24 protein-coding genes are annotated in these 25,676 nt (G+C 48.6%); 17 read left to right on the top strand and 7 right to left on the bottom strand.

Annotated features, from left to right (window positions below):
* Positions 1-112: 112 nt before the first annotated feature.
* The 14 genes from ispU to tilS all read left to right on the top strand — a co-directional run bounded on the left by ispU (position 113) and on the right by tilS (position 16,856).
* Positions 113-865, top strand: a complete 753-nt coding sequence (ispU, locus tag HA49_RS10110) for a (2E,6E)-farnesyl-diphosphate-specific ditrans,polycis-undecaprenyl-diphosphate synthase (protein WP_038022949.1) — start codon at positions 113-115, stop codon at positions 863-865.
* 18 nt (positions 866-883) lie between these two features.
* Positions 884-1,741 (top strand): phosphatidate cytidylyltransferase, encoded by an 858-nt coding sequence (gene cdsA, locus HA49_RS10105; RefSeq protein WP_038022946.1) that lies wholly within the window; start codon positions 884-886, stop codon positions 1,739-1,741.
* A gap of 12 nt (positions 1,742-1,753) precedes the next feature.
* Positions 1,754-3,106 carry a sigma E protease regulator RseP gene (gene rseP, locus HA49_RS10100; RefSeq protein ID WP_038022944.1) on the top strand — a complete coding sequence of 451 codons (1,353 nt, stop codon included), beginning with the start codon at positions 1,754-1,756 and terminating at the stop codon, positions 3,104-3,106.
* A 49-nt stretch (positions 3,107-3,155) separates the two neighbouring features.
* Entirely contained in the window at positions 3,156-5,570 is a 2,415-nt protein-coding gene (gene bamA / locus HA49_RS10095) for an outer membrane protein assembly factor BamA (RefSeq protein WP_038022943.1), read from the top strand.
* Positions 5,571-5,680: 110 nt separating this feature from the next.
* Entirely contained in the window at positions 5,681-6,181 is a 501-nt protein-coding gene (skp, locus tag HA49_RS10090) for a molecular chaperone Skp (RefSeq protein ID WP_038022940.1), read from the top strand.
* Between the two features lie 3 nt (positions 6,182-6,184).
* Positions 6,185-7,210: a UDP-3-O-(3-hydroxymyristoyl)glucosamine N-acyltransferase gene (lpxD, locus tag HA49_RS10085; protein ID WP_038022939.1), complete on the top strand. Its 1,026-nt coding sequence runs from the start codon at positions 6,185-6,187 to the stop codon at positions 7,208-7,210.
* Between the two features lie 163 nt (positions 7,211-7,373).
* Positions 7,374-7,829 (top strand): 3-hydroxyacyl-ACP dehydratase FabZ, encoded by a 456-nt coding sequence (gene fabZ, locus HA49_RS10080; RefSeq protein ID WP_038022936.1) that lies wholly within the window; start codon positions 7,374-7,376, stop codon positions 7,827-7,829.
* Positions 7,830-7,831: 2 nt separating this feature from the next.
* Positions 7,832-8,620 carry an acyl-ACP--UDP-N-acetylglucosamine O-acyltransferase gene (gene lpxA, locus HA49_RS10075; protein ID WP_038022934.1) on the top strand — a complete coding sequence of 263 codons (789 nt, stop codon included), beginning with the start codon at positions 7,832-7,834 and terminating at the stop codon, positions 8,618-8,620.
* Positions 8,621-8,623: 3 nt separating this feature from the next.
* Positions 8,624-9,769: a lipid-A-disaccharide synthase gene (gene lpxB / locus HA49_RS10070; protein ID WP_038022932.1), complete on the top strand. Its 1,146-nt coding sequence runs from the start codon at positions 8,624-8,626 to the stop codon at positions 9,767-9,769.
* Positions 9,766-10,365 carry a ribonuclease HII gene (rnhB, locus tag HA49_RS10065; protein WP_038022929.1) on the top strand — a complete coding sequence of 200 codons (600 nt, stop codon included), beginning with the start codon at positions 9,766-9,768 and terminating at the stop codon, positions 10,363-10,365. The genes lpxB and rnhB overlap by 4 nt, the downstream gene beginning before the upstream one ends.
* Positions 10,366-10,402: 37 nt before the next feature.
* Entirely contained in the window at positions 10,403-13,885 is a 3,483-nt protein-coding gene (gene dnaE / locus HA49_RS10060; RefSeq protein WP_038022928.1) for a DNA polymerase III subunit alpha, read from the top strand.
* A 12-nt stretch (positions 13,886-13,897) separates the two neighbouring features.
* A complete protein-coding gene (gene accA / locus HA49_RS10055) occupies positions 13,898-14,857 on the top strand; it encodes an acetyl-CoA carboxylase carboxyl transferase subunit alpha (RefSeq protein WP_038022925.1) in 960 nt (319 codons plus the stop codon).
* Between the two features lie 129 nt (positions 14,858-14,986).
* Entirely contained in the window at positions 14,987-15,376 is a 390-nt protein-coding gene (locus HA49_RS10050) for a VOC family protein (protein ID WP_038022923.1), read from the top strand.
* Between the two features lie 130 nt (positions 15,377-15,506).
* Positions 15,507-16,856 (top strand): tRNA lysidine(34) synthetase TilS, encoded by a 1,350-nt coding sequence (gene tilS, locus HA49_RS10045; protein WP_038022921.1) that lies wholly within the window; start codon positions 15,507-15,509, stop codon positions 16,854-16,856.
* 18 nt (positions 16,857-16,874) lie between these two features.
* Here the strand turns inward: tilS and rof are convergent, their stop codons facing one another.
* Positions 16,875-17,135, bottom strand: coding sequence for a Rho-binding antiterminator (gene rof, locus HA49_RS10040; RefSeq protein WP_038022919.1), 261 nt, complete (start codon positions 17,133-17,135; stop codon positions 16,875-16,877).
* 345 nt (positions 17,136-17,480) lie between these two features.
* On the opposite strand from rof, the gene HA49_RS10035 reads away from it, so the two are divergent.
* Both HA49_RS10035 and arfB read left to right on the top strand, forming a co-directional pair.
* Positions 17,481-18,026, top strand: coding sequence for a YaeQ family protein (locus HA49_RS10035; protein ID WP_038022917.1), 546 nt, complete (start codon positions 17,481-17,483; stop codon positions 18,024-18,026).
* Positions 18,023-18,442 (top strand): alternative ribosome rescue aminoacyl-tRNA hydrolase ArfB, encoded by a 420-nt coding sequence (gene arfB / locus HA49_RS10030; protein WP_038022914.1) that lies wholly within the window; start codon positions 18,023-18,025, stop codon positions 18,440-18,442. The genes HA49_RS10035 and arfB overlap by 4 nt, the downstream gene beginning before the upstream one ends.
* 83 nt (positions 18,443-18,525) lie before the next feature.
* Here the strand turns inward: arfB and proS are convergent, their stop codons facing one another.
* From proS to metN, 6 genes are all read right to left on the bottom strand, one after another.
* Positions 18,526-20,241: a proline--tRNA ligase gene (gene proS, locus HA49_RS10025; protein ID WP_038022912.1), complete on the bottom strand. Its 1,716-nt coding sequence runs from the start codon at positions 20,239-20,241 to the stop codon at positions 18,526-18,528.
* A gap of 94 nt (positions 20,242-20,335) precedes the next feature.
* Positions 20,336-21,043, bottom strand: coding sequence for a tRNA (N6-threonylcarbamoyladenosine(37)-N6)-methyltransferase TrmO (gene tsaA, locus HA49_RS10020; RefSeq protein ID WP_038022911.1), 708 nt, complete (start codon positions 21,041-21,043; stop codon positions 20,336-20,338).
* Positions 21,040-21,444, bottom strand: a complete 405-nt coding sequence (gene rcsF, locus HA49_RS10015) for an Rcs stress response system protein RcsF (protein WP_038022910.1) — start codon at positions 21,442-21,444, stop codon at positions 21,040-21,042. Before rcsF ends, tsaA begins: the two co-directional genes overlap by 4 nt.
* Positions 21,445-21,570: 126 nt before the next feature.
* Entirely contained in the window at positions 21,571-22,389 is an 819-nt protein-coding gene (locus HA49_RS10010; RefSeq protein WP_038022909.1) for a MetQ/NlpA family lipoprotein, read from the bottom strand.
* A gap of 32 nt (positions 22,390-22,421) precedes the next feature.
* Positions 22,422-23,075 carry a methionine ABC transporter permease MetI gene (locus HA49_RS10005; protein WP_038022907.1) on the bottom strand — a complete coding sequence of 218 codons (654 nt, stop codon included), beginning with the start codon at positions 23,073-23,075 and terminating at the stop codon, positions 22,422-22,424.
* Positions 23,068-24,099, bottom strand: coding sequence for a methionine ABC transporter ATP-binding protein MetN (metN, locus tag HA49_RS10000; protein WP_038022906.1), 1,032 nt, complete (start codon positions 24,097-24,099; stop codon positions 23,068-23,070). The genes HA49_RS10005 and metN overlap by 8 nt, the downstream gene beginning before the upstream one ends.
* Positions 24,100-24,717: 618 nt before the next feature.
* On the opposite strand from metN, the gene gmhB reads away from it, so the two are divergent.
* Positions 24,718-25,284, top strand: a complete 567-nt coding sequence (gene gmhB / locus HA49_RS09995) for a D-glycero-beta-D-manno-heptose 1,7-bisphosphate 7-phosphatase (protein ID WP_038022905.1) — start codon at positions 24,718-24,720, stop codon at positions 25,282-25,284.
* The last annotated feature ends 392 nt before the right edge of the window (positions 25,285-25,676 follow it).

Here is a 25,676-nt window from a genome sequence, read left to right as displayed (position 1 = left end):
ATTTCAGATGTGCGTGGGGGGCTTTTGCCTTGCCTCAACGGTGAAAAGTTTTTGCGGCCAGAAAGTATTCAGAGGTATTTGACTCTCTGATGAAAGGAATTTAATACGCATTATGTCGTCCCTATACCAAGAACATATCCCTGAAAATCACAGGGCTCTACCGCGGCATGTTGCTATCATTATGGATGGTAACGGACGCTGGGCGAAAAACCAGGGAAAGTTACGTATATCAGGGCACCGGGCTGGAGCAAAAGCCGTCAGACGTGCGGTCAGATTCGCTGTCACAAAAGAGATGGAAGCACTGACGTTATATGCATTTAGCAGTGAAAACTGGAACCGTCCTGAACAGGAAGTTTCAGCACTGATGGAGCTGTTTCTCTGGGCGCTCGACAGCGAAGTAAAAAGTTTGCACAAACACAATGTCCGTCTGAAAGTTATTGGCGACGTTAATCGTTTCAGTGCCCGGATTCAGGAGCGTATTCGCCTGGCAGAATCTCTGACAGCCGAAAACAGTGGTCTGACTCTGAATATTGCCGCGAATTATGGCGGTCGTTGGGATATTGTTGATGGTGTACGGAAGCTGGCACATTTGGTGCAACAGGGTGATTTAGCCCCTGAGGATATCTCCGAACAACTGCTGGGTGATGAGCTTTGTCTTTGCAAACTCTCGCCAGTAGATTTAGTAATAAGGACAGGTGGAGAGCATCGGATTAGTAATTTTCTGTTGTGGCAGGTAGCTTATGCAGAATTTTATTTTAGTGATGTTCTCTGGCCCGATTTTGATGAACATGTTTTTCAGGGTGCACTGGATGCCTTCTCTATACGGGAACGCCGGTTTGGCGGTGCAGCACCGGATGGCGCATAAATGGAGCGGGGGTAACCTTTGTTAAAGTCACGTTTGATTACCGCGATGATTCTTATTCCGTTGGTAATCATTGCATTATTCTGGTTACCACCCATCGGCTTCAATATTATTGTTCTGATCATATGCATGCTGGCAGCATGGGAATGGGGGCAGTTTGCCGGAATGGTCAACACTCAACAGCGTATCTGGCTGGCTGTCTTATTTGGCTTGCTGCTGGCTTTAATGATGTTTCCCTTACCTCCTTACCAGCATGATATCCATCAACCTCCGGTATCACTCTCTTTGTATGTCTCGCTCAGCTGGTGGTGTGTCGCACTTTTTCTGGTGTTATTTTACCCAAAATCTGCGGTGCTCTGGCGTCAGTCTCGTTTCCTGCGTCTGGTCTTTGGTGCTCTCACGCTGATACCGTTTTTCTGGGGGATGATTGCACTACGCCAGTATCACTACGAAGTTGATCATTTTGCCGGAGCCTGGTGGTTGCTGTTTGTCATGTTACTGGTATGGGGCGCAGATTCCGGAGCTTACATGTTTGGTAAGCTATTCGGCAGGCATAAACTGGCTCCCAGAGTTTCACCGGGTAAAACCCTGGAAGGATTTTTGGGGGGACTGGTGACCTCCGCAGTGATTGCCTGGGTGTTTTCATTGTTGGCTCCTTTGTCGGTCAACACTGAGACTCTGATTATTTGCGCTATTTTTGCTACCCTGGCTTCTGTACTGGGCGACCTGACCGAGAGTATGTTCAAGCGGGAAGCTGGCATTAAAGACAGCGGTAATCTGATTCCGGGGCATGGCGGTATTCTTGACCGTATCGACAGCCTGACAGCTGCGGTGCCGGTTTTTGCCTGTCTGCTATTGCTGGTGTTCCATATCGTTTAAGGAAGTCATGTGATGGGAAGCATACTTTGGAGTATTGGCGCATTCATTGTCGGGTTAGGGATCCTGATTACCGTCCATGAATTTGGTCACTTTTGGGTTGCTCGTCGCTGTGGTGTCTGGGTAGAGCGCTTCTCTATCGGCTTCGGTCCTGCTTTATGGCGGAAGAAAGACAAACTGGGCACCGAGTATGTTATTGCCGTCATTCCGCTGGGCGGTTACGTCAAAATGCTGGATGAGCGTGCCGGTGAGGTTCCTGCAGATCGCCTTCATCAGGCATACACCCGTAAAACAGTTGGTCAACGTGCAGCTATAATTGCTGCCGGTCCTGTCGCAAATTTCATTTTTGCTGTGTTTGCTTACTGGCTGGTTTTTATGCATGGTGTACCGGGCATAAAGCCGGTCACCGGTGAAATAGCCAACAATTCTGTTGCCCAACAGGCCCAAATTGAGCCCGGAATGGAACTTAAAGCCATTGACGGTATCGAAACGCCTGACTGGGATGCTGTGAGAATGGCATTGATTGGTAAAATTGGAGACAGCGAAGCGACTGTGACGTTATCTCCATTCGGCCAGTCAAATGAGGTGGTAAGACACCTGGACTTGCGAAAATGGGCGTTTGATCCTGAGAAACAGGATCCTGTGACCTCGCTGGGGATTATTCCAAAGGGTCCGGTCATCGAAACCGTCCTCGCGCAGGTGCAGAAAAATTCACCTGCAGCAATGGCAGGTTTGCAAGCCGGAGACAGGATCGTTAAAGTCGATGGTAAAGTTATAGAAAACTGGCAATCTTTTGTGGTTGATGTCAGGGATAATCCGGGTAAACCGCTGCAGGTTCTGGTTGAACGTGGTGGTGAAGTTCGGGAATTAACCATGACTCCAGCGGTCAAATCGGCTGGACACGGCAAAGAAGGATTTGCGGGAGTGATTCCCCGGGTTCAGCCTCTGCCGGATCAATACAAAGTATTGCGACAGTACGGGCCTGTCGTCGCAATAGGTGAAGCCTCGGTAAAAACCTGGCAACTTGTGAAGCTGACAGCGTCAATGCTGGAAAAATTAGTGACTGGTGATATAAAGCTGAATAACCTGAGCGGGCCGATTTCCATCGCCCAGGGAGCGGGGGCTTCAGCTGAGTACGGAATGATATACTATTTGATGTTTTTGGCGTTGATTAGTGTCAATCTGGGGATTTTTAATCTTGTCCCGTTACCGGTGTTAGATGGTGGGCATCTGCTCTTCCTGCTGGTCGAAAAGATCAAAGGTGGGCCGGTGTCTGAGCGAGTTCAGGACTTTAGTTATCGCATTGGCTCTGTTGCGCTGGTGTTGTTAATGGGGCTTGCACTTTTCAATGATTTCTCACGTTTGTAGAGAGTGGAATTCTGCAAACGGGGATGTGTTAGGAACACGCATAATAACGATGGCGATGAAAAAGTTGCTCATAGCGTCGCTGCTGTTCAGCAGCGCCACCGTGTACGGTGCAGACGATTTCGTAGTGAAAGATATTCATTTCGAAGGGTTGCAGCGAGTCGCCGTCGGGGCGGCATTGCTCAGCATGCCCGTTCGTGTTGGTGATTCAGTAAATGATGATGACATCAGAAACACGATTCGTTCACTTTTCGCAACCGGTAATTTCGAAGATGTTCAGGTACTGCGTGACGGTAATGACCTGATTGTCCAGGTCAAAGAACGTCCGACAATTGCCAGTATCACTTTCTCCGGTAACAAAGCGGTTAAAGATGATCAGCTGAAGCAAAATCTTGAAGCCTCCGGGGTTCGGGTTGGAGATGCACTTGACCGCACGACAATCTCTTCGATTGAGAAGGGTCTGGAAGATTTCTATTACAGTGTGGGTAAATATACCGCCAACGTAAAAGCGATCGTGACACCTCTGCCACGTAACCGTGTTGATCTGAAATTTGTGTTTGTCGAGGGTGTTTCTGCTCAGATTCAGCAGATTAACATCGTCGGTAACAAAGCGTTCAGTTCTGACGAGCTGATATCGCGCTTCCAGTTACGGGACGAGGTACCATGGTGGAACGTGGTGGCTGACCGTAAATATCAGAAACAGAAGCTGGCGGGTGACTTAGAAACCCTGCGTAGCTTCTATCTGGAGCGTGGTTATGCACGTTTTAATATTGATTCGACTCAGGTCAGTCTGACTCCGGACAAGAAAGGGATCTATATCACTGTAAACATCTCCGAAGGCGATCAATATAAGATCTCCGGAGTCGAGGTCAATGGTGATATGGCTGGCCATTCTGCCGAAATCGAACAGCTGGCAAAAATTAAGCCAGGTGAGTTGTATAATGGGACAAAGGTTACCCATATCGAAGACAGCATTAAGAAACTGCTGGGTAACTACGGATACGCTTATCCGCAGGTGATGACCCAGCCGGAAATTAATGACAAAGACAAAACCGTTAAGCTGCATATCAGTGTAAATGCCGGAAATCGTTACTACGTTCGTAAAGTGATTTTTGAGGGTAACACCACTTCTAAAGACTCCGTACTGCGTCGCGAAATGCGCCAGATGGAAGGTGCGTGGCTCGGCAGCAACCTGGTAGAGCAGGGTAAAGAGCGTCTGAATCGTACCGGTTACTTTGAAAGTGTTGACGTGGATACCCAGCGGGTCCCAGGTTCACCGGATGAAGTTGATGTTATTTACAAGGTGAAAGAGCGTAACACCGGGACCTTTAACATCGGTGTGGGTTACGGTACCGAGAGTGGTGTCAGCTTCCAGGTGGGTGTCACCCAGGAAAACTGGATGGGTACAGGTAATACCGTGGGTATCAGTGGTACCAAAAACGATTACCAGACCTATGCAGAGTTGTCGATGACAGATCCGTACTTCACCGTTGATGGTGTGAGTCTGGGGGGACGTGTATTCTACAATGACTTTAAAGCCGATGATGCTGATTTGTCTGACTATACTAACCGTAGCTATGGTCTTGACGGTACGCTCGGCTTCCCGGTCAATGAGAATAACACCCTGCGTGTCGGTCTGGGCTATGTCCACAATGATCTGTCTGATATGCAACCGCAAATTGCGATGTGGCGGTACTTCAGGTCGATTGGTAAAACATTTGCTACCGATAACGATGACAGTACCTATTCTTCTGACGATTTCACCTTTAACTATGGTTGGACCTATAACACGCTGGACCGTGGCTTCTTCCCGACAGCAGGTAACCGTACTAACCTGAATGGTAAGGTGACTATCCCGGGTTCTGATAACAGTTATTACAAGGTGACACTGGATACTCAGCAATATGTTCCGCTGAACGAAAACCGTACCTGGGTATTACTGGGTCGTGGACGTGTCGGGTATGGAGACGGTCTGGGTAATAAAGAGCTGCCGTTCTATGAAAACTTCTATGCTGGCGGTTCGAGTACCGTTCGTGGTTTCCAGTCGAACACTGTGGGTCCGAAAGCGGTTTACTATAAATATGGTACGGACTCAAACTGCGGTACCAGCAGTAACAGTATTTGTAAATCGGATGATGCAGTGGGCGGCAATGCCATGGCTGTTGCCAGCCTTGAGTTAATAACCCCAACACCATTTGTGAGTCAACAATACAGTAATTCATTACGGACTTCTGTGTTTGTTGATGCCGGTACGGTATGGGATACTAACTGGCAGAATACGACGGAAACGGAAGCCTTAGGGATTCCTGATTACAGCAAGCCAGGTAATATCCGTGTATCAAGTGGTGTTTCACTGCAATGGATGTCACCGTTAGGTCCGCTGGTGTTCTCGTATGCCCAGCCAGTCAAGAAGTATAGTGGTGATAAAGCAGAACAGTTCCAGTTTAATATCGGAAATACCTGGTAAAATACTGACTGTAACTTGCTAAAGTGTATTGCAACAAAACAGCATAACCTGCTGTTTTGTTTTGCAAAAACAGTGTCTACGACACAAACGGTGATGGTAAGGAGTTTATAGTGAAAAAGTTGTTATGTGCCGCAGGTCTTGGTCTCGCTCTGGCTGCTTCTTCTGTAGCAGCACAGGCCGCTGACAAAATTGCAGTAGTCAACGTATCTAATATCTTCCAGCAGCTACCACAGCGTGCTGCGATTGCCCGTCAGCTTGAGAACGAGTTCAAAGGTCGTGCAACTGATCTGCAGGCTCAGGAACGTGCTCTTCAGGCCCAGATGCAGAATTTCCAACGCAACGCCTCTACAATGAAAGCCAGTGTTCGCGCGAGTACTGAGAAAGACATCATGGCTAAACGCCAGGCTTTCTCTGAAAAAGCGCAGGCTTTTGAAGATGACAACCGTCGTCGCCAGACTGAAGAGCGTAACAAGCTGCTGACTCAGATTCAGGCTGCAGTGAAGAAAGTCGCTTCCAGCGAAGGCTATGATATTGTTATTGATTCGAACGCCGTTGCCTATGCAACTGATGCAAAAGATATCACTGCTGACGTGCTGAAACAGGTTAAATAATTAATGTCATCTATTCGACTGGCTGACTTAGCTCAGCAGTTAGATGCAGAATTGCACGGAGATGGCGATATCGCCATCTCCGGCATTGCTTCTATGCAATCTGCAGTCCCCGGAAACATCACATTTCTGGCAAACAGTCGCTACCGCGAGCAACTTGCGCACTGCAAAGCAGATGCTGTGGTGCTGACGGAAGCTGATCTGGAATGGTGTCATAGTGCAGCGTTGGTGGTGAAAGATCCCTATCTGACCTATGCCCGCATGGCCCAGATTCTCGACACGACCCCTTCTCCTGCAGAAAATATTGCACCAGGTGCGGTGATTTCACCTGCGGCTAAACTAGGCGCTAATGTCTCCATCGGTGCAAATGCGGTGATTGAATCTGGTGTTGAACTGGGTGATAACGTCGTTATCGGTGCTGGCTGCTTTATCGGTAAGAACACCCGCATCGGTGCAGGAACAAAACTCTGGGCGAACGTGTCGGTCTACCATGAAGTCCTGATTGGTGAGCAATGCCTGATTCAGTCCGGAACTGTGATTGGAGCCGATGGTTTTGGCTATGCTAATGATCGGGGGAACTGGGTGAAAATCCCTCAACTCGGTTCAGTCGTTATTGGTGACCGTGTAGAAATTGGTGCCTGTACCACAATTGACCGTGGTGCGCTGGATAACACTCAGATTGGGAATGGTGTTATCATAGATAACCAATGCCAGATTGCACATAATGTCATAATTGGTGACAATACAGCAGTCGCTGGTGGCGTTATAATGGCCGGTAGCCTGAAAATTGGTCGTTACTGTATGATTGGCGGTGCCAGCGTGATTAATGGTCATATGGAAATTTGTGATAAAGTCACGGTCACTGGCATGGGAATGGTGATGAGACCTATCACTGAGCCCGGAGTTTACTCTTCCGGAATACCACTTCAGGCGAACAAAGTCTGGCGTAAAACAGCTGCGCTGGTAATGAATATCGATGATATGAGCAAACGACTGAAGGCCATTGAGCGTAAAGTCGGAAAAGAGAACTAACCATAATACGGCCTGTTCTGCAGGATGTCGTGGCTGATTTCAGTTCGCATCCGGGAATAATTGAGCTGACTCGATATTTTTCTATTTGCGACCTGCGATGCACTCTATGAGCATGCGGGTCGTGTTATTATTGCTAACAGATTTTTAGGACAGGAAGAGTATTTTGACTACTGAAATACATACTCTGAAAATTGAAGAGATTCTGGAACTTCTGCCACACCGCTATCCGTTTTTACTGGTTGACCGTGTAGAGGATTTTGAGCCACATAAGTATCTGCGTGCAGTAAAAAATGTGACTGTCAATGAGCCTTTCTTCCAGGGACATTTCCCGGGCAAACCCATTTTGCCTGGTGTGTTAATTCTTGAGGCCATGGCGCAGGCCACCGGCATTCTGGCATTTAAAAGTGTCGGAAAGCTGGAGCCTGGTGAACTGTACTATTTTGCTGGTATTGATAACGCCCGTTTTAAAAGACCTGTCGTTCCGGGAGACCAGATGGTGATGGAAGTCACTTTCGAGAAAACCCGTCGTGGTTTGACGCGTTTCAGTGGCGTTGCTACTGTTGACGGTAAGATTGTCTGTGAAGCAACAATGATGTGTGCACGTAGCCGGGAGGCATAAACGTGATTGATAAAACCGCCAGCATTCACCCTAGCTCTATCATTGAAGACGGTGCCATCATTGGACCTGGCGTTCAGATTGGCCCGTTCTGTGTTATCGGACCTCATGTTGAGATTGGTGAAGGGACTGTAGTTAAGTCACATGTCGTGATCAACGGTCATACACGGATTGGTAAAGAGAATGAGATTTACCAGTTTGCTTCCATTGGTGAAGTAAACCAGGATCTCAAATACGCGAAAGAAGAAACCCGTGTTGAAATAGGGGATCGCAACCGTATTCGTGAAAGTGTCTCGATTCATCGTGGGACAACGCAGGGCGGTGGAGTCACTGTGGTTGGCAGTGATAACCTGTTGATGATTAACACCCATATTGCACATGATTGCCAGATCGGTAACCGCTGTATTTTTGCCAATAATGCCACTCTTGCCGGCCATGTCACGGTAGATGATTTCGCTATTATTGGTGGCATGACCGCGGTGCACCAGTGGTGTACGATTGGTGCACATGTCATGGTGGGGGGATGTTCAGGCGTTGCTCAGGACGTCCCTCCTTATGTTATTGCTCAGGGTAACCATGCCACACCTTTCGGTATTAATATTGAAGGTCTGAAACGTCGTGGGTTCAGTAAGGAAGCGCTGCATGCTATCCGTAACGCTTATAAATTGCTGTACCGCAGTGGTAAGACACTGGATGAAGTGAAGCCAGAGATTGAAGCTCTGGCGAAAAAGCACAGTGAAGTTCAGCCGTTTTATGACTTTTTTGACCGTTCAACCCGTGGAATCATTCGGTAACGAATGGTGATGCATTCTCTGACAGTAGCACTGATCGCCGGGGAAACCTCCGGCGATATTCTTGGTGCCGGCCTGATCCGGGCATTAAAAGCAAAACATCCTGATATTCGTTTCGTTGGTGTCGCCGGCCCGCTAATGCAAGCTGAAGGCTGTGAAGCATGGTACGAAATGGAAGAGCTTGCCGTGATGGGGATCGTCGAAGTACTCGGTCGACTGCCGCGTCTGCTGCATATCCGTCGTGATCTGACACGACGACTGACTGCTCTCAGGCCCGATGTTTTTGTGGGTATAGATGCTCCTGATTTCAATATCCCTCTGGAAGGTCGGCTTAAACAGGCAGGCATCCGGACGATCCATTACGTCAGTCCATCGGTATGGGCCTGGCGGCAAAAGCGGGTGTTTAAGATTGGCCGTAATACCGATCTGGTGCTGGCCTTTTTGCCGTTTGAAAAAGCTTTCTACGATAAATATGATGTTCCCTGCAGATTTATCGGACATACCATGGCAGACAGTCTGCCATTGGTTCCTGATAAGGCGGCAGCTCGGGAAAAACTCGGGATTTCCGCAGCTGCGCTTTGCCTGGCATTACTACCTGGTAGCCGGAGTGCCGAAGTCGAGATGCTCAGTGCGGATTTTCTCAAAGCTGCACAACTCCTGCGAGCCCGTTACCCGCGGCTTGAAATCGTGGTTCCTATGGTCAATGCCCGTCGCCGTGAGCAGTTTGAACAAATTAAATCCGTGGTAGCCCCTGAACTGGTTCTGCACCTGGTCGATGGCCAGGCACGAGAGGTGATGATAGCCAGTGATGCCGCCATTCTGGCCTCCGGTACGGCAGCCCTGGAGTGCATGCTGGCAAAATGCCCGATGGTGGTCGGCTATCGTATGAAGCCCTTTACCTTCTGGCTGGCCAAACGGTTGGTTAAAACGGAGTGGGTATCTCTGCCAAATTTACTGGCAGGCAGGGAAGTGGTAAAAGAATTGCTTCAGGATGAGTGCCAGCCTGAATTGCTGGCAGCTGCACTCGAGCCTTTGTTACATCAGGGACCAGAGCGTGCTTCGCTCCTTGCAACCTTTACCGAATTACATCAGCAAATTCGCTGGAATGCGGATGAACAGGCAGCACAGGCAGTGCTGGAGTTAGTATCATGACAGAATTTGTTTACCCACAGGCAACGCTAATCGCCGGTGTGGATGAAGTTGGCAGGGGGCCGTTGGTCGGTGCGGTGGTCACCGCTGCGGTTATCCTTGATCCTGCCAATCCGATTCAGGGACTGGCAGACTCCAAAAAACTCAGCGAAAAACGTCGTCTGGCATTGTTTGATGAAATTAAAGCAAAAGCACTCAGCTGGAACCTCGGGCGCGCTGAGCCGGAAGAGATAGACCAACTGAACATTTTGCATGCCACAATGCTGGCCATGCAGAGAGCCGTTGCCGGGCTTTCTGTTACACCTGACTGGGTACTTGTTGACGGTAACCGTTGCCCTTCGTTACCCATGAAATCGCAGGCAGTCGTCAAAGGCGACAGTCTGGTGGCAGAAATCAGTGCTGCATCTATTATTGCTAAAGTTACCCGCGATAACGAAATGGCGAAACTGGATGCCATCTATCCTGAGTATGGTTTTGCCAAACATAAGGGGTATCCGACAGCTTACCACCTGGAAAAGCTGAGTTTGCTGGGAGCGACACCTCATCATCGCCGTAGTTTTGCGCCGGTCAGAAATGTTCTGATCGCTGGCGGAACCTGATTTCACTAATACTTTAAAATGCATGACCGGATAACCCATGGCTGAACCCCGTTTTATACATCTGCATGTACACAGCGACTATTCCATGATTGATGGATTAGCGAAAACGGGTGCTATGGTGAAAGCTGCGGCAGCCCTCGAGATGCCAGCGATTGCTATTACCGATTTCACTAACCTCTGTGGTTTGGTGAAATTTTATGGTTCTGCTCATGGGGCTGGAATTAAACCTATTATCGGCGCTGATTTCCTGGTCGCCAGTGAACTTACCGGGGATGAATTCAGTTCCCTGACGATTCTGGCAGCCAACAATACCGGTTATCAGAATCTTACTTTACTGATTTCAAAAGCCTACCAGCGTGGTTACGGACCTCAGGGACCTGTTATTGACAGAGACTGGTTGATGGAATTAGGCGAAGGTCTGATTCTGCTATCCGGTGGGCGAAAAGGTGATATAGGTAAAAGCTTACTGCGTGGCAATGAGAGCCTGACACGACAATGTCTTGAGTTTTATCAGCAATATTTCCCCGACCGTTTCTATCTTGAATTGCATCGTACCGGCCGACAGGATGAGGAAGATTATCTGCATCTGGCCATAGAACTGGCTGTTGAACATGATATCCCGGTAGTTGCGACCAATGATGTTTGTTTTCTGAGAAGCGAAGATTTTGATGCGCATGAAATTCGCGTAGCAATTCATGATGGTTACACCCTGGATGACCCGAAACGCCCGCGACTCTATAGCTCACAGCAATATCTGCGCAGTGAGGCAGAAATGTGTGAGTTGTTTGCTGATATTCCGGCAGCACTGGCGAACAGTGTCGAAATTGCCAGACGCTGTAATGTGACTGTCCGGCTGGGTGAATACTTTCTGCCTCAGTTCCCCACCGGGGAAATGAGTACTGAAGACTTCCTGGTAGACAGCTCGCGTAAAGGATTGGAAGAGCGCCTCGAATTCCTGTTTCCGGACCCGGCGGTTCGTGCTGAAAAAAGACCTGCCTATGATGAGCGTCTGGAAATTGAGCTGGGTGTCATAAACCAGATGGGATTCCCTGGTTACTTCCTGATCGTAATGGAATTTATTCAGTGGTCCAAAGATAACGGAGTCCCGGTCGGGCCTGGAAGAGGATCCGGTGCAGGGTCGCTGGTGGCTTACGCACTGAAGATCACCGATCTGGATCCACTGGAATTTGATCTGCTTTTTGAACGTTTTCTGAACCCTGAGCGTGTATCGATGCCCGATTTCGACGTCGATTTCTGCATGGAAAAACGTGATCTGGTCATCGATCATGTTGCGGAAATGTATGGTCGGGACGCGGTTTCGCAGATCATTACCTTTGGGACCATGGCCGCAAAAGCGGTTATCCGGGATGTCGGCCGGGTGCTGGGCCACCCGTATGGATTTGTCGACAGGATCTCCAAACTGGTGCCTCCGGATCCGGGGATGACGCTGGAGAAAGCTTTTGCGGCAGAGCCCCAGCTACCTGAGATTTATGAAGCCGACGAAGAAGTCAAAGCGCTTATCGATATGGCTCGTAAGCTGGAAGGGGTCACCCGTAACGCCGGTAAACATGCCGGTGGGGTGGTGATTGCACCGACCAAAATTACCGATTTCGCACCTTTATATTGTGATGAGCTTGGGCAGCATCCGGTTACTCAGTTTGATAAGAACGATGTCGAATATGCCGGGCTGGTGAAGTTCGACTTCCTGGGTTTACGTACCCTGACCATCATTAACTGGGCACTGGAGATGATCAATGCCCGGCGCGCTAAGCACGGAGAGTCGCCGATCGATATCGCGTCTATCCCGCTGGATGACAAGAAAAGTTTTGATATGTTGCAACGGGCGGAAACGACAGCGGTGTTCCAGCTTGAATCCCGCGGTATGAAAGATCTGATAAAACGTCTGAAGCCTGACTGTTTCGAAGATATGATTGCACTGGTGGCATTGTTCCGCCCGGGCCCTCTGCAGTCCGGAATGGTAGATAACTTTATTGACCGTAAACATGGTCGTGAAGAACTCTCCTATCCGGACATACAGTGGCAGCATGAGTCCCTGCAACCGGTGCTGGAACCCACCTATGGCATTATTCTGTATCAGGAACAGGTAATGCAGATTGCTCAGGTACTGGCGGGCTATACCCTTGGCGGGGCAGATATGTTGCGCCGTGCGATGGGGAAAAAGAAACCGGAAGAAATGGCCAAGCAGCGCTCGGTATTCCGGGATGGCGCAGAGTCGATGGGAATCGACGGTGAATTATCGATGAAAATCTTTGACCTGGTAGAGAAATTTGCCGGTTACGGATTTAACAAATCTCACTCAGCTGCCTATGCTTTAGTGTCATACCAGACCTTGTGGCTAAAAGCCCATTACCCGGCAGAGTTTATGGCGGCGGTCATGACTGCGGATATGGATAACACCGAAAAAGTGGTGGGTCTGGTGGATGAATGCTGGCGTATGGGACTGAAAGTTCTGCCACCAGATATTAACTCTGGCTTGTACCCGTTTCATGTCAACGATGACGGAGAAATCGTTTACGGTATTGGTGCAATAAAAGGTGTCGGAGAAGGGCCAATAGAGGCAATTCTTGAAGCGCGAAACAATGGAGGATATTTTAAAGAGCTATTTGACCTGTGCGCCAGAACAGATATTAAAAAAATAAATCGCCGGGTGATGGAAAAACTGATAATGTCCGGAGCCTTTGACAGGTTAGGGCCTCATCGTGCTGCATTGATGAGTTCCCTGAACGCAGCATTAAAGGCTGCCGATCAGCATGCGAAAGCTGAGGCGATTGGTCAGGCGGACATGTTTGGTGTGTTGGCAGAGAAACCTGAACAGGTAGAACAGTCTTATGCCAGTGTTATGCCCTGGCCGGAACAGGTTCAGTTGGATGGTGAACGGGAAACGTTGGGGCTGTACCTGACAGGTCACCCGATCACCCAGTACCTGAAAGAAATTGAGCGCTATGTCGGGGGGACACGTCTTAAAGATATGCACCCGACAGAGCGTGGTAAGATAACCGTGGCTGCCGGATTAGTTCTGGCTGCGCGAGTTATGGTGACCAAACGAGGTAATCGTATTGGCATCTGTACTCTGGATGATCGTTCTGGTCGTCTGGAGATCATGCTTTTCACTGATGCGCTTGATAAATACCAGCATTTGCTGGAAAAAGATCGTATTCTGATCGTTAGCGGACAAGTCAGCTTTGATGACTTCAGTGGCGGGTTGAAAATGACTGCCAGGGAAGTGATGGATATTGACGAAGCCCGGGAAAAATATGCCCGTGGTCTTGCTATCTCGCTGACGGACAGGCAAATTGATGACCAGCTTTTAAACCGTCTCCGTCAGTCCCTGGAGCCACATCGTTCGGGGACCATTCCGGTACATCTCTACTATCAGAGAGAGGATGCTCGGGCCAGGTTACGCTTTGGTGCATCGTGGCGAATCTCGCCCAGTGATCGTCTGCTAAACGATTTGCGTTCGTTGATAGGATCGGAGCAGGTGGAACTGGAGTTTGACTAAAACAGGAACATTATGAGTCTTAATTACCTGGATTTTGAACAACCAATTGCAGAACTGGAAGCGAAAATCGATTCGCTGACCTCAATTGGTCGTCAGGATGAAAAACACGATATTAATCTGGATGAGGAAGTGCAGCGTCTGCGCGAAAAAAGCGTAGAGTTGACCCGGAAAATTTTCTCAGATCTGGGTGCATGGCAGGTAGCGCAGCTTGCGCGCCATCCGATGCGTCCTTATACCCTGGATTATATCCGCCATGCGTTCGATGATTTTGATGAACTGGCGGGAGACCGTGCTTATGCGGATGATAAAGCGATTGTCGGCGGGATTGCCCGGTTAGACGGCCGTCCGGTGATGATTATCGGACATCAGAAAGGCCGTGAAACTAAAGAAAAAATTCGTCGTAACTTCGGAATGCCAGCCCCGGAAGGGTACCGTAAAGCACTGCGTCTGATGGAAATGGCAGAACGGTTTAACATGCCGGTCATTACTTTTATCGATACTCCGGGGGCTTATCCGGGGGTCGGAGCTGAAGAACGTGGTCAGTCTGAAGCTATCGCACGCAATTTACGTGAAATGTCGGGTCTGAAAGTCCCGGTCATTTGTACCGTTATCGGTGAAGGTGGTTCGGGTGGGGCACTGGCGATCGGTGTCGGTGACAAAGTGAATATGCTGCAGTACAGCACCTATTCAGTGATTTCGCCGGAAGGCTGTGCGTCTATTCTGTGGAAAAGTGCAGATAAAGCACCGCTGGCAGCCGATGCCATGGGGATCACCGCTAATCGACTGAAGGAACTGGATCTGATTGATACGGTCGTTCCTGAGCCTTTGGGTGGTGCACACCGTCATCCGGAAATAATTGCTGAGTCACTTAAACAACAACTGCTAAGTGATCTGGCTGAACTGGATGCGTTAAGCCAGGAACAGTTACTGGACCGCCGTTATCAGCGTTTAATGAATTACGGCTACGCGTAATCATCATTCCAGCCAAAAAGGTCGCTTAATGCGGCCTTTTTTGTTTCCGGATTCTGGCGGATTGCCCTCTGTACGTAGGTGGTTTAACGTATCCGGGTTAACTCCCGTCTTTTTAACAGGAAGCCCCCTATGCCAGGTTTGAAAAGTATTAATCACATTGCCATTATTGCCTCAGATTACCCGAAAAGCCGGGCGTTCTATTGCGATGTCTTGGGGTTTACGCTATTACAGGAGACGTATCGGGAAACCAGAGATTCCTGGAAAGGCGATTTAGCGTTGAATGGCGAGTATCTGATTGAGTTGTTTTCGTTTCCTTCCGCACCTCCGCGTCCCAGCTTTCCGGAAGCTATTGGCTTACGCCATCTGGCATTTAATGTTGATAACATTGAAGCTTCGGTAGCGGAATTAAAACAACGTGGAGTGGAATGTGAACCTGTCCGCATTGACCCTATTACTGGCAAACCTTTCACTTTTTTTTCCGATCCTGATGGTTTACCTCTGGAAATTTGCCAGCTTTGAGATGCCCTCAGAGGGAGTGTATTAAGTACCGTTCAGAAAATTGATGACAGCGACAGTCAGAACGATGGCTTGAATGAAGCCTGTTTTCCCGGTAACGTGCCGGATATCAATACTTATAAATAGTTACCACATGGGCCAGAGTCGCGAGTTTTCCGGAAATATTTCTTTGTTTGGGTTCAGTCAGGTGCTGGTGGCATTCAGCGGTGGTCTGGACTCCACAGTACTGTTGCACGCAGTTGCTGGTTTACGCAGACAGCAGAGTATTGATGTGCGTGCTGTCCATATCCATCATGGTATCAGCCGTTATGCCGATCAATGGGCAGAGCACTGCCAGTCAGTCTGTCAGACGCTGGATATTCCGCTAGTCGTCAGGAAGGTGACGCTTAACCCGCAAGGGCAGGGGACAGAAGCCTCCGCACGTCAGGCAAGATATGCGGTATTCGCCGAAATATTACAGCGTGAGGAGGCATTATTGACAGCTCATCACCAGGATGATCAATGCGAAACATTACTGCTGGCACTGAAAAGAGGGAGTGGTCCGGCGGGGCTGGCGTCTATGCCTGCGGTGTTGCCATTTTCCGGCGGAGCAATTGTCCGGCCGTTACTGACCTTTTCCCGGCAACAACTGACCACTTACGCAGAATATCATCAGTTGCAGTGGGTCGATGACGACAGTAATAGTGACCCTGCCTACGACCGTAATTTTTTGCGGTTAAATATTTTGCCACTACTGGAGCAACGCTGGCCTCATTTCCCCGCAGCAGCAGCCCGCAGTGCTGAGCTGTGTGGTGAGCAGGAAACTTTACTGGATGAATTATTACAGGATGAACTCCGCCAGCTAATTACCTTGCAGAAGAGCTTACCGATCTCTCCGCTCATCGAAATGACAGCTCTGAAACGAGCAGCAATATTGCGTCGCTGGCTGGCACACTGCGGGGCCTCGATGCCATCACGTAATCAGTTAGCACAACTTTGGCAGAATGTCGCCTGTAGTCGTGAGGATGCTAACCCTTGTCTGGTGGCGGGGAATGGGGAAATTCGACGGTATAACAATCAGTTATGGTGGGTCAGGCCCGTCCCCGATTTGCGTAATACACAACTGGAATGGGCTAACCGTAATCAGCCGCTGACTCTGCCGGATAATCTGGGTCAACTGGTGTCTGCTTCTTCGGGGGTTCGCATACGCAAGCCTGCGGTCAATGAGCATTTGTCGGTGCGATTCACCGCTACGGGCCGTTTACACATTATGGGCCGTGAACGCGGTCGTGAACTAAAAAAAATCTGGCAGGAGTGTCAGATTCCGCCCTGGCAACGGGGGAATATCCCGATACTGTTCTATAACGATGAACCGGTATGTGCTCCCGGCATATTTGTCTGCAAACAGGCACAACCGGCAGAGTTACGGGAACAGAAATGTTGGTATTTACAATGGCGACAGGGGGAATTAAATGTGGGTGTCAGGAACGAAGAGGGCAGCTGACGGCTGCCCAAAGGATGCTTAGCTTTCGCTGATTACCACTGTTCCAATTTCCGGGTGGCTGAAGCTGTTGATACTGTCCAGACGAAGTTCGCGCGCTTGCCCGCTCTGTTCGACAATCAGATACTCAACTTTTTTACGCAGCAACAAATCGCTGGCTTTAGCCTCAAGCTTTTCGCCATTTTTAAGTTCAATCATCAGTTCCAGATGATGCTGGCAGGCGAGTTCAAGGTAGTCATAATCATCACAATTGATCGGTTGATAGGTATCATTCATTGACATAGTCGCTCACCGTGAATTCTTAGCGGTAACTCCCGCATAATCCCTGAAAAATGCGCAATATCCGCGCCCTGTGATCTCTGAATACCCTGCAGGCAGGGAGGTATTCATCAGGAGGTGCCTGATGATTTCATCATAGCGTGTGCGTGCTGATTCACAATGTTTATCCACAAAACCTCCTTTTTTTTGGGTCTGGTGATAAAATTCTGTCACTAACAGCCTATGCTGTTGATGAGATGATCGCAAGATCCTAGGGATCTCAGTCCACGTCTTACGAAATAAATATTCGGGTTATCGGTCCTGTCCTGCTTTCCGTTACAATAGCCGGAATCTGTTATCGGAGGGGCCATGGCCTTAAAAGCAACCATCTATAAAGCGGCAGTCAATATTGCCGATCTCGACCGGCAATATTTTTCTGATGTGCAACTGACACTGGCCCGGCATCCTTCTGAGACTCAGGAACGCATGATGTTGCGTTTGCTGGCATGGATACTCAATGCGGATGAGAATTTACAGTTCACTAAAGGTTTGTCCGCTGAAGAAGAACCTGAAATCTGGCTGCATTATGATTATGGTTCGGTAAAGTTGTGGATTGAACTGGGATTGCCTGAGGAGCGGCGTCTGAAAAAAGCGTCTGCGGTCGCAGGGCAGGTTGTGCTGTACGCCTACAGTGACCGCGCGGCTCAGGTCTGGTGGCAGCAAAACCAGAGCAAGTTAACTATCCTCTCTAATCTCAGTATCTGGTATATCGATGATCAGCAACTGGGGAAACTGAGTGAGTTTGCCAGCCGGAACATGAATCTGCAGGTTACTCTTCAGGAGGGTGTCATCTGGTTATCGGATGGAGAACGCCATACAGAACTGCAATTACACCACTGGCAGGCGGCTAAATGATTGAGGTTACCCGCAGGATTAGCCTGGATCCGGAAGATATCCATTTCAGCGCGATTCGTGCGCAGGGCGCAGGAGGGCAACATGTCAATAAAGCGTCTACTGCGGTACATTTGCGGTTTGATATCCGGGCGTCAAAACTTTCCGAAGAGATTCAGCAGAAGCTACTCAGTGTTAACCATCATCTAATCACTGCGGAAGGTGTGGTGGTGATAAAGTCGCAGTCCTTCCGGAGTCAGGATAAAAACAAATCTGAGGCGGTACAGCGGCTGGTCGATCTTATCCGTGAGCTCACTTTCGAAGAGGCACCTCGTAAAGCGACCCGTCCGACCCGTGCATCTAAAGTCAGGCGACTGCAGTCGAAATCCCGTCAGTCAGCCACTAAAAGTTTACGTGGTAAAGTCCGCGATTTGGGATAACCTTCAGCAGAATTGAAACAAAAAACACATCCACGAGGATGTGTTTTTTCATCAGCCCGGAAAACCGGGCCAGCTTAGCAGGATTAACCGATTTGAGCGGTCAGATATGCAACGATTTCGCTGGTCTTAATCATCTGCTTTTCAGATTCACGACGATTCTTATACTCAATCTCTTCGTTATCCAGGTTCCGATCCCCGATAACAATAGTATGAGGAACCCCAATCAGTTCCATATCAGCAAACATAACGCCCGGACGCTCTTTACGATCATCAAGAATTACGTCAATGCCTTTAGCGCTTAACTGCTGATATAACTCTTCAGCCAGTTGCTGGACACGGAATGATTTGTGCATATTCATGGGCAGAATAGCGACCTGGAAAGGTGCCAGAGCGTCAGGCCAGATAATCCCTCGATCATCATGATTCTGCTCAATGGCTGCAGCTACGATACGGGTAATGCCGATACCATAACAACCCATCGTCAGTACCTGGTTACGTCCGTCCTCTCCCTGAACGGCAGCTTTCATCGCTTCAGAGTATTTAGTACCAAGTTGGAAGATATGTCCAACTTCGATACCACGTTTAATCTGCAATACACCTTTTCCATCCGGGCTGATATCGCCTTCTACCACATTACGTATATCGGCTACTTTCGCTTCCGGCAGGTCACGACCCCAGTTAATACCGAACCAGTGTTGATCATCAATGTTAGCACCGGCACTGAAGTCGCTCATTTTAGCGACAGTACGGTCAGCAATCACCGGCAGAGAGAGACCTACGGGACCCAGTGAACCGGCACCGGCACCCAGCTCACTACGTAATTCTTCTTCGGTAGCGAATGTCAGGGGTACTGCGACTTCCGGGAGTTTCTCGGCTTTGACTTCGTTAAGCTGGTGGTCGCCACGAACCAGTAATGCGACCAGTCGATGTCCGCTCTCTTCAGAAGCTTTAACCAGTAAAGTTTTCACCGTTTTTTCAACAGGGATATCAAACTGCTCAACCAGTTGTGCAATAGTTTTCGCGTTAGGGGTATCGACGCGGGTCATTGTCTGGGTTGCTTCCGGGCGCTCTCCTGCCGGGGCAACAGCTTCTGCCAGTTCGATATTCGCGGCATAATCTGACTCACTGGAGAAGATCACATCGTCTTCTCCATTTTTCGCCAATACCTGAAATTCATGTGAAGCATTACCGCCAATTGACCCTGTATCCGCCTGTACAGCACGGAAATCCAGTCCCATACGGCTGAAAGATTGGCTGTACGCACGATACATCGCATCGTAGGTTTGCTGTAAAGATTCCTGTGACGTATGGAAAGAGTAGGCATCTTTCATAATAAACTCACGGGAACGCATGACTCCGAAACGAGGGCGTACTTCATCACGGAATTTGGTCTGAATCTGATACAGGTTCAGTGGTAGCTGTTTATATGAACTCAGTTCATTACGGATTAAATCAGTAATCACTTCTTCATGGGTCGGACCAAGTACAAAAGGTCGCTCGTTACGATCATTAATGCGTAGCAGCTCCGGGCCATATTGTTCCCAGCGCCCACTTTCCTGCCACAGATCGGCAGGCTGCACTACTGGCATGCTGATTTCAATGGCACCGGCGTTATCCATTTCCTCTCGTACGATAGTCTCGACTTTTCTGAGGACACGAATACCTGTTGGCAACCAGGTATATAGCCCGGATGCCAGTTTGCGGATCATGCCGGCACGCAGCATTAACTGATGGCTGATCACTTCAGCATCAGACGGAGTCTCCTTAAGAGTGGAGAGCAAGTATTGAGAAGTACGCATTAATTTAATATTCCAGTTAACGGAAGATCGGATAAGAGACTATTTTTGGCTGATGGCTAGTGTATCAGTGAGTGACTCTGTCAAAAAGCGTGTTTTAACCAGGTTCGATAGCAAAAACCTCATTACTCCCGGAAGTTACCCTCCAGCGAACATTAAAATCCAGCAATCTGGCGGCATACTCATGATTATCTTCGATGTTTTTTCGGTAAGCAGGACGCGGATCCTGGGCCAGCACTTCAGACAAAAATTGTGTCAAATGGGGGTAGCGACCGGCTAAATGCTGCAACTGCTGTTGAACTTCTGCGGTAAATATTACCGGCATACAGGCTTCTGGCGCCTGTTGTGCATAGCCTGCTCTGGCAGCAGGGATGGCTTCGGCAAACGGGAGGTAAGGTTTTATATCTACCACGGGTGTACCGTCAACCAGGTCCAGACTACCCAGTTCCAGAATGACTTGTTGTTTAGCAATACGTATCCCGTTAAGGGCTACCAGTGACATTCCCAACGGGTTAGGCCGAAAAGTGGAACGTGATGCAAAAACGCCCATTCTCTGATTGCCGCCGAGGCGGGGAGGGCGAACGGTTGGGTTCCAGCCCTGAGTCATGGTTTGGTGAAAAATAAACATAACCCATAGATGACTGAAGTTTTCCAACCCCCGGACTGCATCACTCTGGTTATAAGGAGGTAGCAGGTGTAATTCACCACTACCCTGAGTAATCAGCCCCGGCTGACGCGGTACAGCAAATTTTTCTTTCCATGGGGAGTGGATCACTCCGATTTGCTGAAAGGTAAATCCGGTCATTGGTTAGTAACTTTCAATGCTGAGCCCTGGCACACCGCCTGACGATAACAGCCAGGAGTTGTAGTAATGACAGCACACTGGTGCAATAACACAGCGTTGGCCTTTAACGCTGAGGCTTTAATCTGCATGCGCTTGCGGGCAGTATTAATATTAGCCGGTGAATCCTGAGAGTCGGCCTGGCAATCTTCGCCTGAAACTTCCCCTAAATCACGGAACGGCTTATTAACCAGGTCGGTAGGCTGGGTATAAATCTGTACCGGAGCTGCCCGGCGTACCGGTCGGCTGCGCTCGGGCTCATAATGTTTGCCGGAGGTTAGCGGCTGATGTTGCGCTGGTGCTTTATGTTGAACAGAACAGCCTGTCAGCATTAACGCAAACACGCAAAGCGGGAACAGACGCATGGAAATACCCTCATAGAATAGAATTGCGGCTATTGAAACAAGAGAGTGGAAAAATAACAAGTCGTCGGAACGGATAAATAAAAAGGGCGGCATTACTGCCACCCTTGTTTCTGAGCTATTCCCGGCTTACCAGCCCTTGACAGCTCCGCCATTGAAGATTTTACTTGCTGCTTCGGCAACTTCGTCAGACTGATATGCCTTAACGAATTCTTTCACATTTTCCGCGTCTTTATTATCTTCGCGGGCAACAATCAGGTTCACATAAGGCGAATCTTTATCTTCAACAAAAATTCCGTCTTTTTCCGGAGTCAGCCCAATCTGGCTGGCGTAAGTAGTATTGATAACGGCCAGAGTGATTTTATCGTCGTCCAGTGAACGTGGCAGCTGTGGTGCTTCGAGTTCAACAATTTTCAGGTGCTTTGGATTGTCGGTAATATCCAGTGCGGTAGGCAACAGGCCAACACCATCTTTCAGTTTAATCAGGCCCACTTTTTGCAGCAGCAGCAGTGAACGTCCCAGGTTTGTCGGGTCATTCGGGATAGCAATCTGAGCTCCGTCCTGCAGTTCGCTCAGTGATTTAATTTTCTTTGAATAACCGGCAATCGGGTAAACGAAGGTATTTCCTACCGGAACCAGTTTATAACCACGATCTTTAATTTGCTGATCCAGGTAAGGTTTATGCTGGAAAGCATTCAGATCGATATCACCTTTGCTCAGGGCTTCGTTTGGCAGCACATAATCATTAAAGGTTACCAGTTCTACGTCCAGACCATACTTCTCTTTCGCCACTTTCTGTGCAACTTCAGCGACCTGCTGTTCTGAACCGGCGATAACGCCGACTTTGATATGATGCTGGTCTTCTTTATTTTTCTGGTCACAGCCTGCCAGTGCAATAACACCGATCAGCGCACCCAGTGCGGCCATTTTCTTAAAGGTAGAGGTCATAAGTCGTCCTTAATAAAAAATTTTTAAATGTCTTATTTATGGGTGACAGCACGTACAATGCGGTCACCGCCAAACTGAATTAAATACACCAGAATAACTAACAATACTAATACCGTATTCATCACTAAGGCGTTATATCCGATATAACCGTACTGGATGCCGATTTGTCCAAGACCGCCGGCACCTACTGCTCCACCCATGGCTGAGTAACCGACCAGGGTGATAAGTGTAATTGTCGCAGAATTAATCAGTCCCGGTAATGCTTCCGGCAACAGGACTTTACGGATAATTTGTAACGGCGTTGCCCCCATGGCTCGCGAAGCTTCAATGAGACCGGCCGGAAGTTCCAGTAAGGTATTCTCTACCATGCGTGCAATAAAGGGAGCTGCACCGATAGTTAACGGAACAATAGCTGCCTGTAATCCAATAGACGTTCCAACCAGCACCCGGGTAAAGGGGATCATCCAGACCAGTAAAATAATAAAAGGTATGGAGCGAAAAATGTTAACAATCGCTGATATCGTGCGGTAAAGCGATTTGTTTTCAATAATCTGGCCGGGGCGGGTGACATACAGCAGAACACCGACAGGCAGTCCTATTACAAAACCAAAGAATCCCGAAACAAAAGTCATTACCAGTGTTTCCCAGACCCCACCGGCCAGTAACCAAATCATGGCCTCAGACATACCCTAATACCTCTGCTTTTACATGTTGTTCACGAAGCCATTCGATAGCTGCCTGACTTTTGTCATGCTCACCGCTAATTTCAGTGAGCATAATCCCGAATTTTACCCCACCGGCATAATCCATCTGAGCGCTGATAATATTGCAGTCAACAGTGAAACGTCGGGCGACTTCTGAAAGTAACGGTGCATCAACTGATTCGCCGGTAAATTCCAGACGCAGAAGTGGAATTTTACCTTCTGTTGCTGTGCTGCTCAGGCGTTGCTGATAGTCATCAGGAATATCAAGATGCAGGGTTGACTGAATAAACTGCTGTGCCAGCGGCGTTTTAGGATGCGAGAAAACTTCACTGACCTGATCTTTTTCAATCAGTTTACCCTGGCTGATGATGGCCACCTGATCACAGATCCGCTTAACCACATCCATTTCATGGGTAATCAACAGGATAGTCAGACCCAGACGGCGGTTAATATCTTTTAGCAGTTCCAGGATTGAACGGGTTGTTGCCGGATCAAGCGCACTGGTGGCTTCATCGCAGAGCAGCACCTTGGGATCACTGGCCAGAGCACGGGCAATAGCTACCCGCTGCTTTTGCCCACCGGACAGGTTAGACGGACGGGACTGATGTTTGTCAGCCAGACCGACCAGGTCCAGCAGTTCGGTAACTTTACGGTTAATTTCTTCGCGTGGACGGTTTTCCAGTTCCAGCGGCAGAGCCACATTGCCAAATACGGTACGTGAATTCAGCAGGTTAAAGTGCTGAAAGATCATGCCAATCTGCCGGCGTGCGAGGGTCAGTTGCTTTTCTGAAAATGCTGTCAGCTCCTGGCCATCGACCAGAACCCGCCCGGAGGTCGGACGTTCCAGTAAATTGACACAGCGAATAAGGGTGCTTTTACCGGCACCTGATGAGCCGATAACACCGTAAATCTGGCCGGCAGGAACATGCAGACTGACATCGGACAACGCCGTGATCGTCTGAGTGCCTTGCCTGAAGACCTTGCTGATGTTTTCTAATTTAATCATCTAATTAATCGTTGTTTTGTAAGATTATTCCGTGGGTATCAGACATAAATACAGAGACAATGTCTGTCAATGCGTGGATGTTAAGGCATCCAGACGTCTAAATCAATGAAAGTCTTATCGCCATTAAGCATATCTGATAGCTATCTGATCGGCGTCAAAAGGCAGGCGGGTTTTCCTCAAGGTAAAGGAGGCTTTTTTAATGCCACTGACCTGCCCTCAGGTATAAGTAGTGGTAGAGACTGGTCTGGTGGTTGTCTTTCCGACCGATATAGGCTCACCTGTAAATAATCAGCTCTCTGTTCGCGGTCATTATGCCAGTTATTGTATGGAGTAAGATTGCTTTGGGAAATTTATCTCTGATTATCTTATTGATATATATCTATAAATATCAATAAACATTGATGTAAGAGCTTCATGCCCATCCCTCGGGGCGGCCTTGCCATATAAATGAAAGAAATTTGAAAACAGACAGCACTCTCATTTTAAGGGGTTATTGCCTGGCCAAAGCTGGTACTGCTCTTCAGGATAGCTGAACGTTGCAGCGGACCCTCCGGCTTTTAATGCACTTACACAAACTATCATGCGATAATGCAGCGAGTTAAACAGAGGAGTGAATGAGTGGCGAACAAAATACCGGCAATTTTCCTGGACCGTGATGGCACAATTAATATAGATCATGGTTTTGTTCATCAGATAGATGACTTTCAGTTTATTGAAGGTGCTATTGAAGCAATGAAGGAACTGAAAGAGATGGGCTATGCGCTGGTGGTTGTGACCAATCAGTCTGGCATCGCACGTGGAAAATATACCGAAGATCAGTTTATGCAACTGACGGAGTGGATGGACTGGTCTCTTGCGGACAGGGGGGTTGATCTGGATGGTATCTACTATTGTCCACATCATCCTGAAGGTGTGGTTGCCGAATACACCCAACAATGTGATTGTCGTAAACCACAACCCGGTATGCTGCTGTCAGGGCAGAAACAGCTGAATATCGATATGGCCGCTTCTTATATGGTAGGCGATAAGAGGGAAGATATGCTGGCTGCCCAGGCTGCAGGCGTCGGGCATAAAATACTGGTGCGCAGTGGTCAGCCTCTGAATGCGGATAGTGAATCTGCAGCAGATGTGGTGCTAAACAGCCTGGCAGACCTGCCAGGATTGATTAAAAACACCGCAAAATAGCCCCAGACTGGTTAGTTTTGTATGAACTTTCAGCAGTCAGAAAAAAAATACCGAATTGGACTTGCGCTCCTGAAAACATTCCCTATAATGCGCTCCCACTGACACGGCAAAGCGCGATGCGCCAAGGTGTGACAGGGACTGAAGTGATTCGGCCCGGAGGAAAAAAATCACGAAATAGTGGTTGACTCCTGAGGTGAAAAGCGTAATATACGCCACCTCGCAGCGACAACCTAAGCGGTTGAGTTGCAACGCTCTTTAACAATTTATCAGACAATCTGTGTGGACACTCGCAGGATTGATATCAAACGTCTCCGGACGTAAAAAATATCAAGTCATTAAGAGTGAACACATAATGAAATTCATTATGAGTGTTTTACACTTGAGCATCGCTT

The sequence above is a fragment of the Tatumella morbirosei genome, from assembly GCF_000757425.2.
Taxonomy (GTDB): domain Bacteria; phylum Pseudomonadota; class Gammaproteobacteria; order Enterobacterales; family Enterobacteriaceae; genus Tatumella; species Tatumella morbirosei.
Note: the sequence above shows the minus strand (reverse complement) of the source record. Positions and strands in the feature narration are given on the sequence as shown.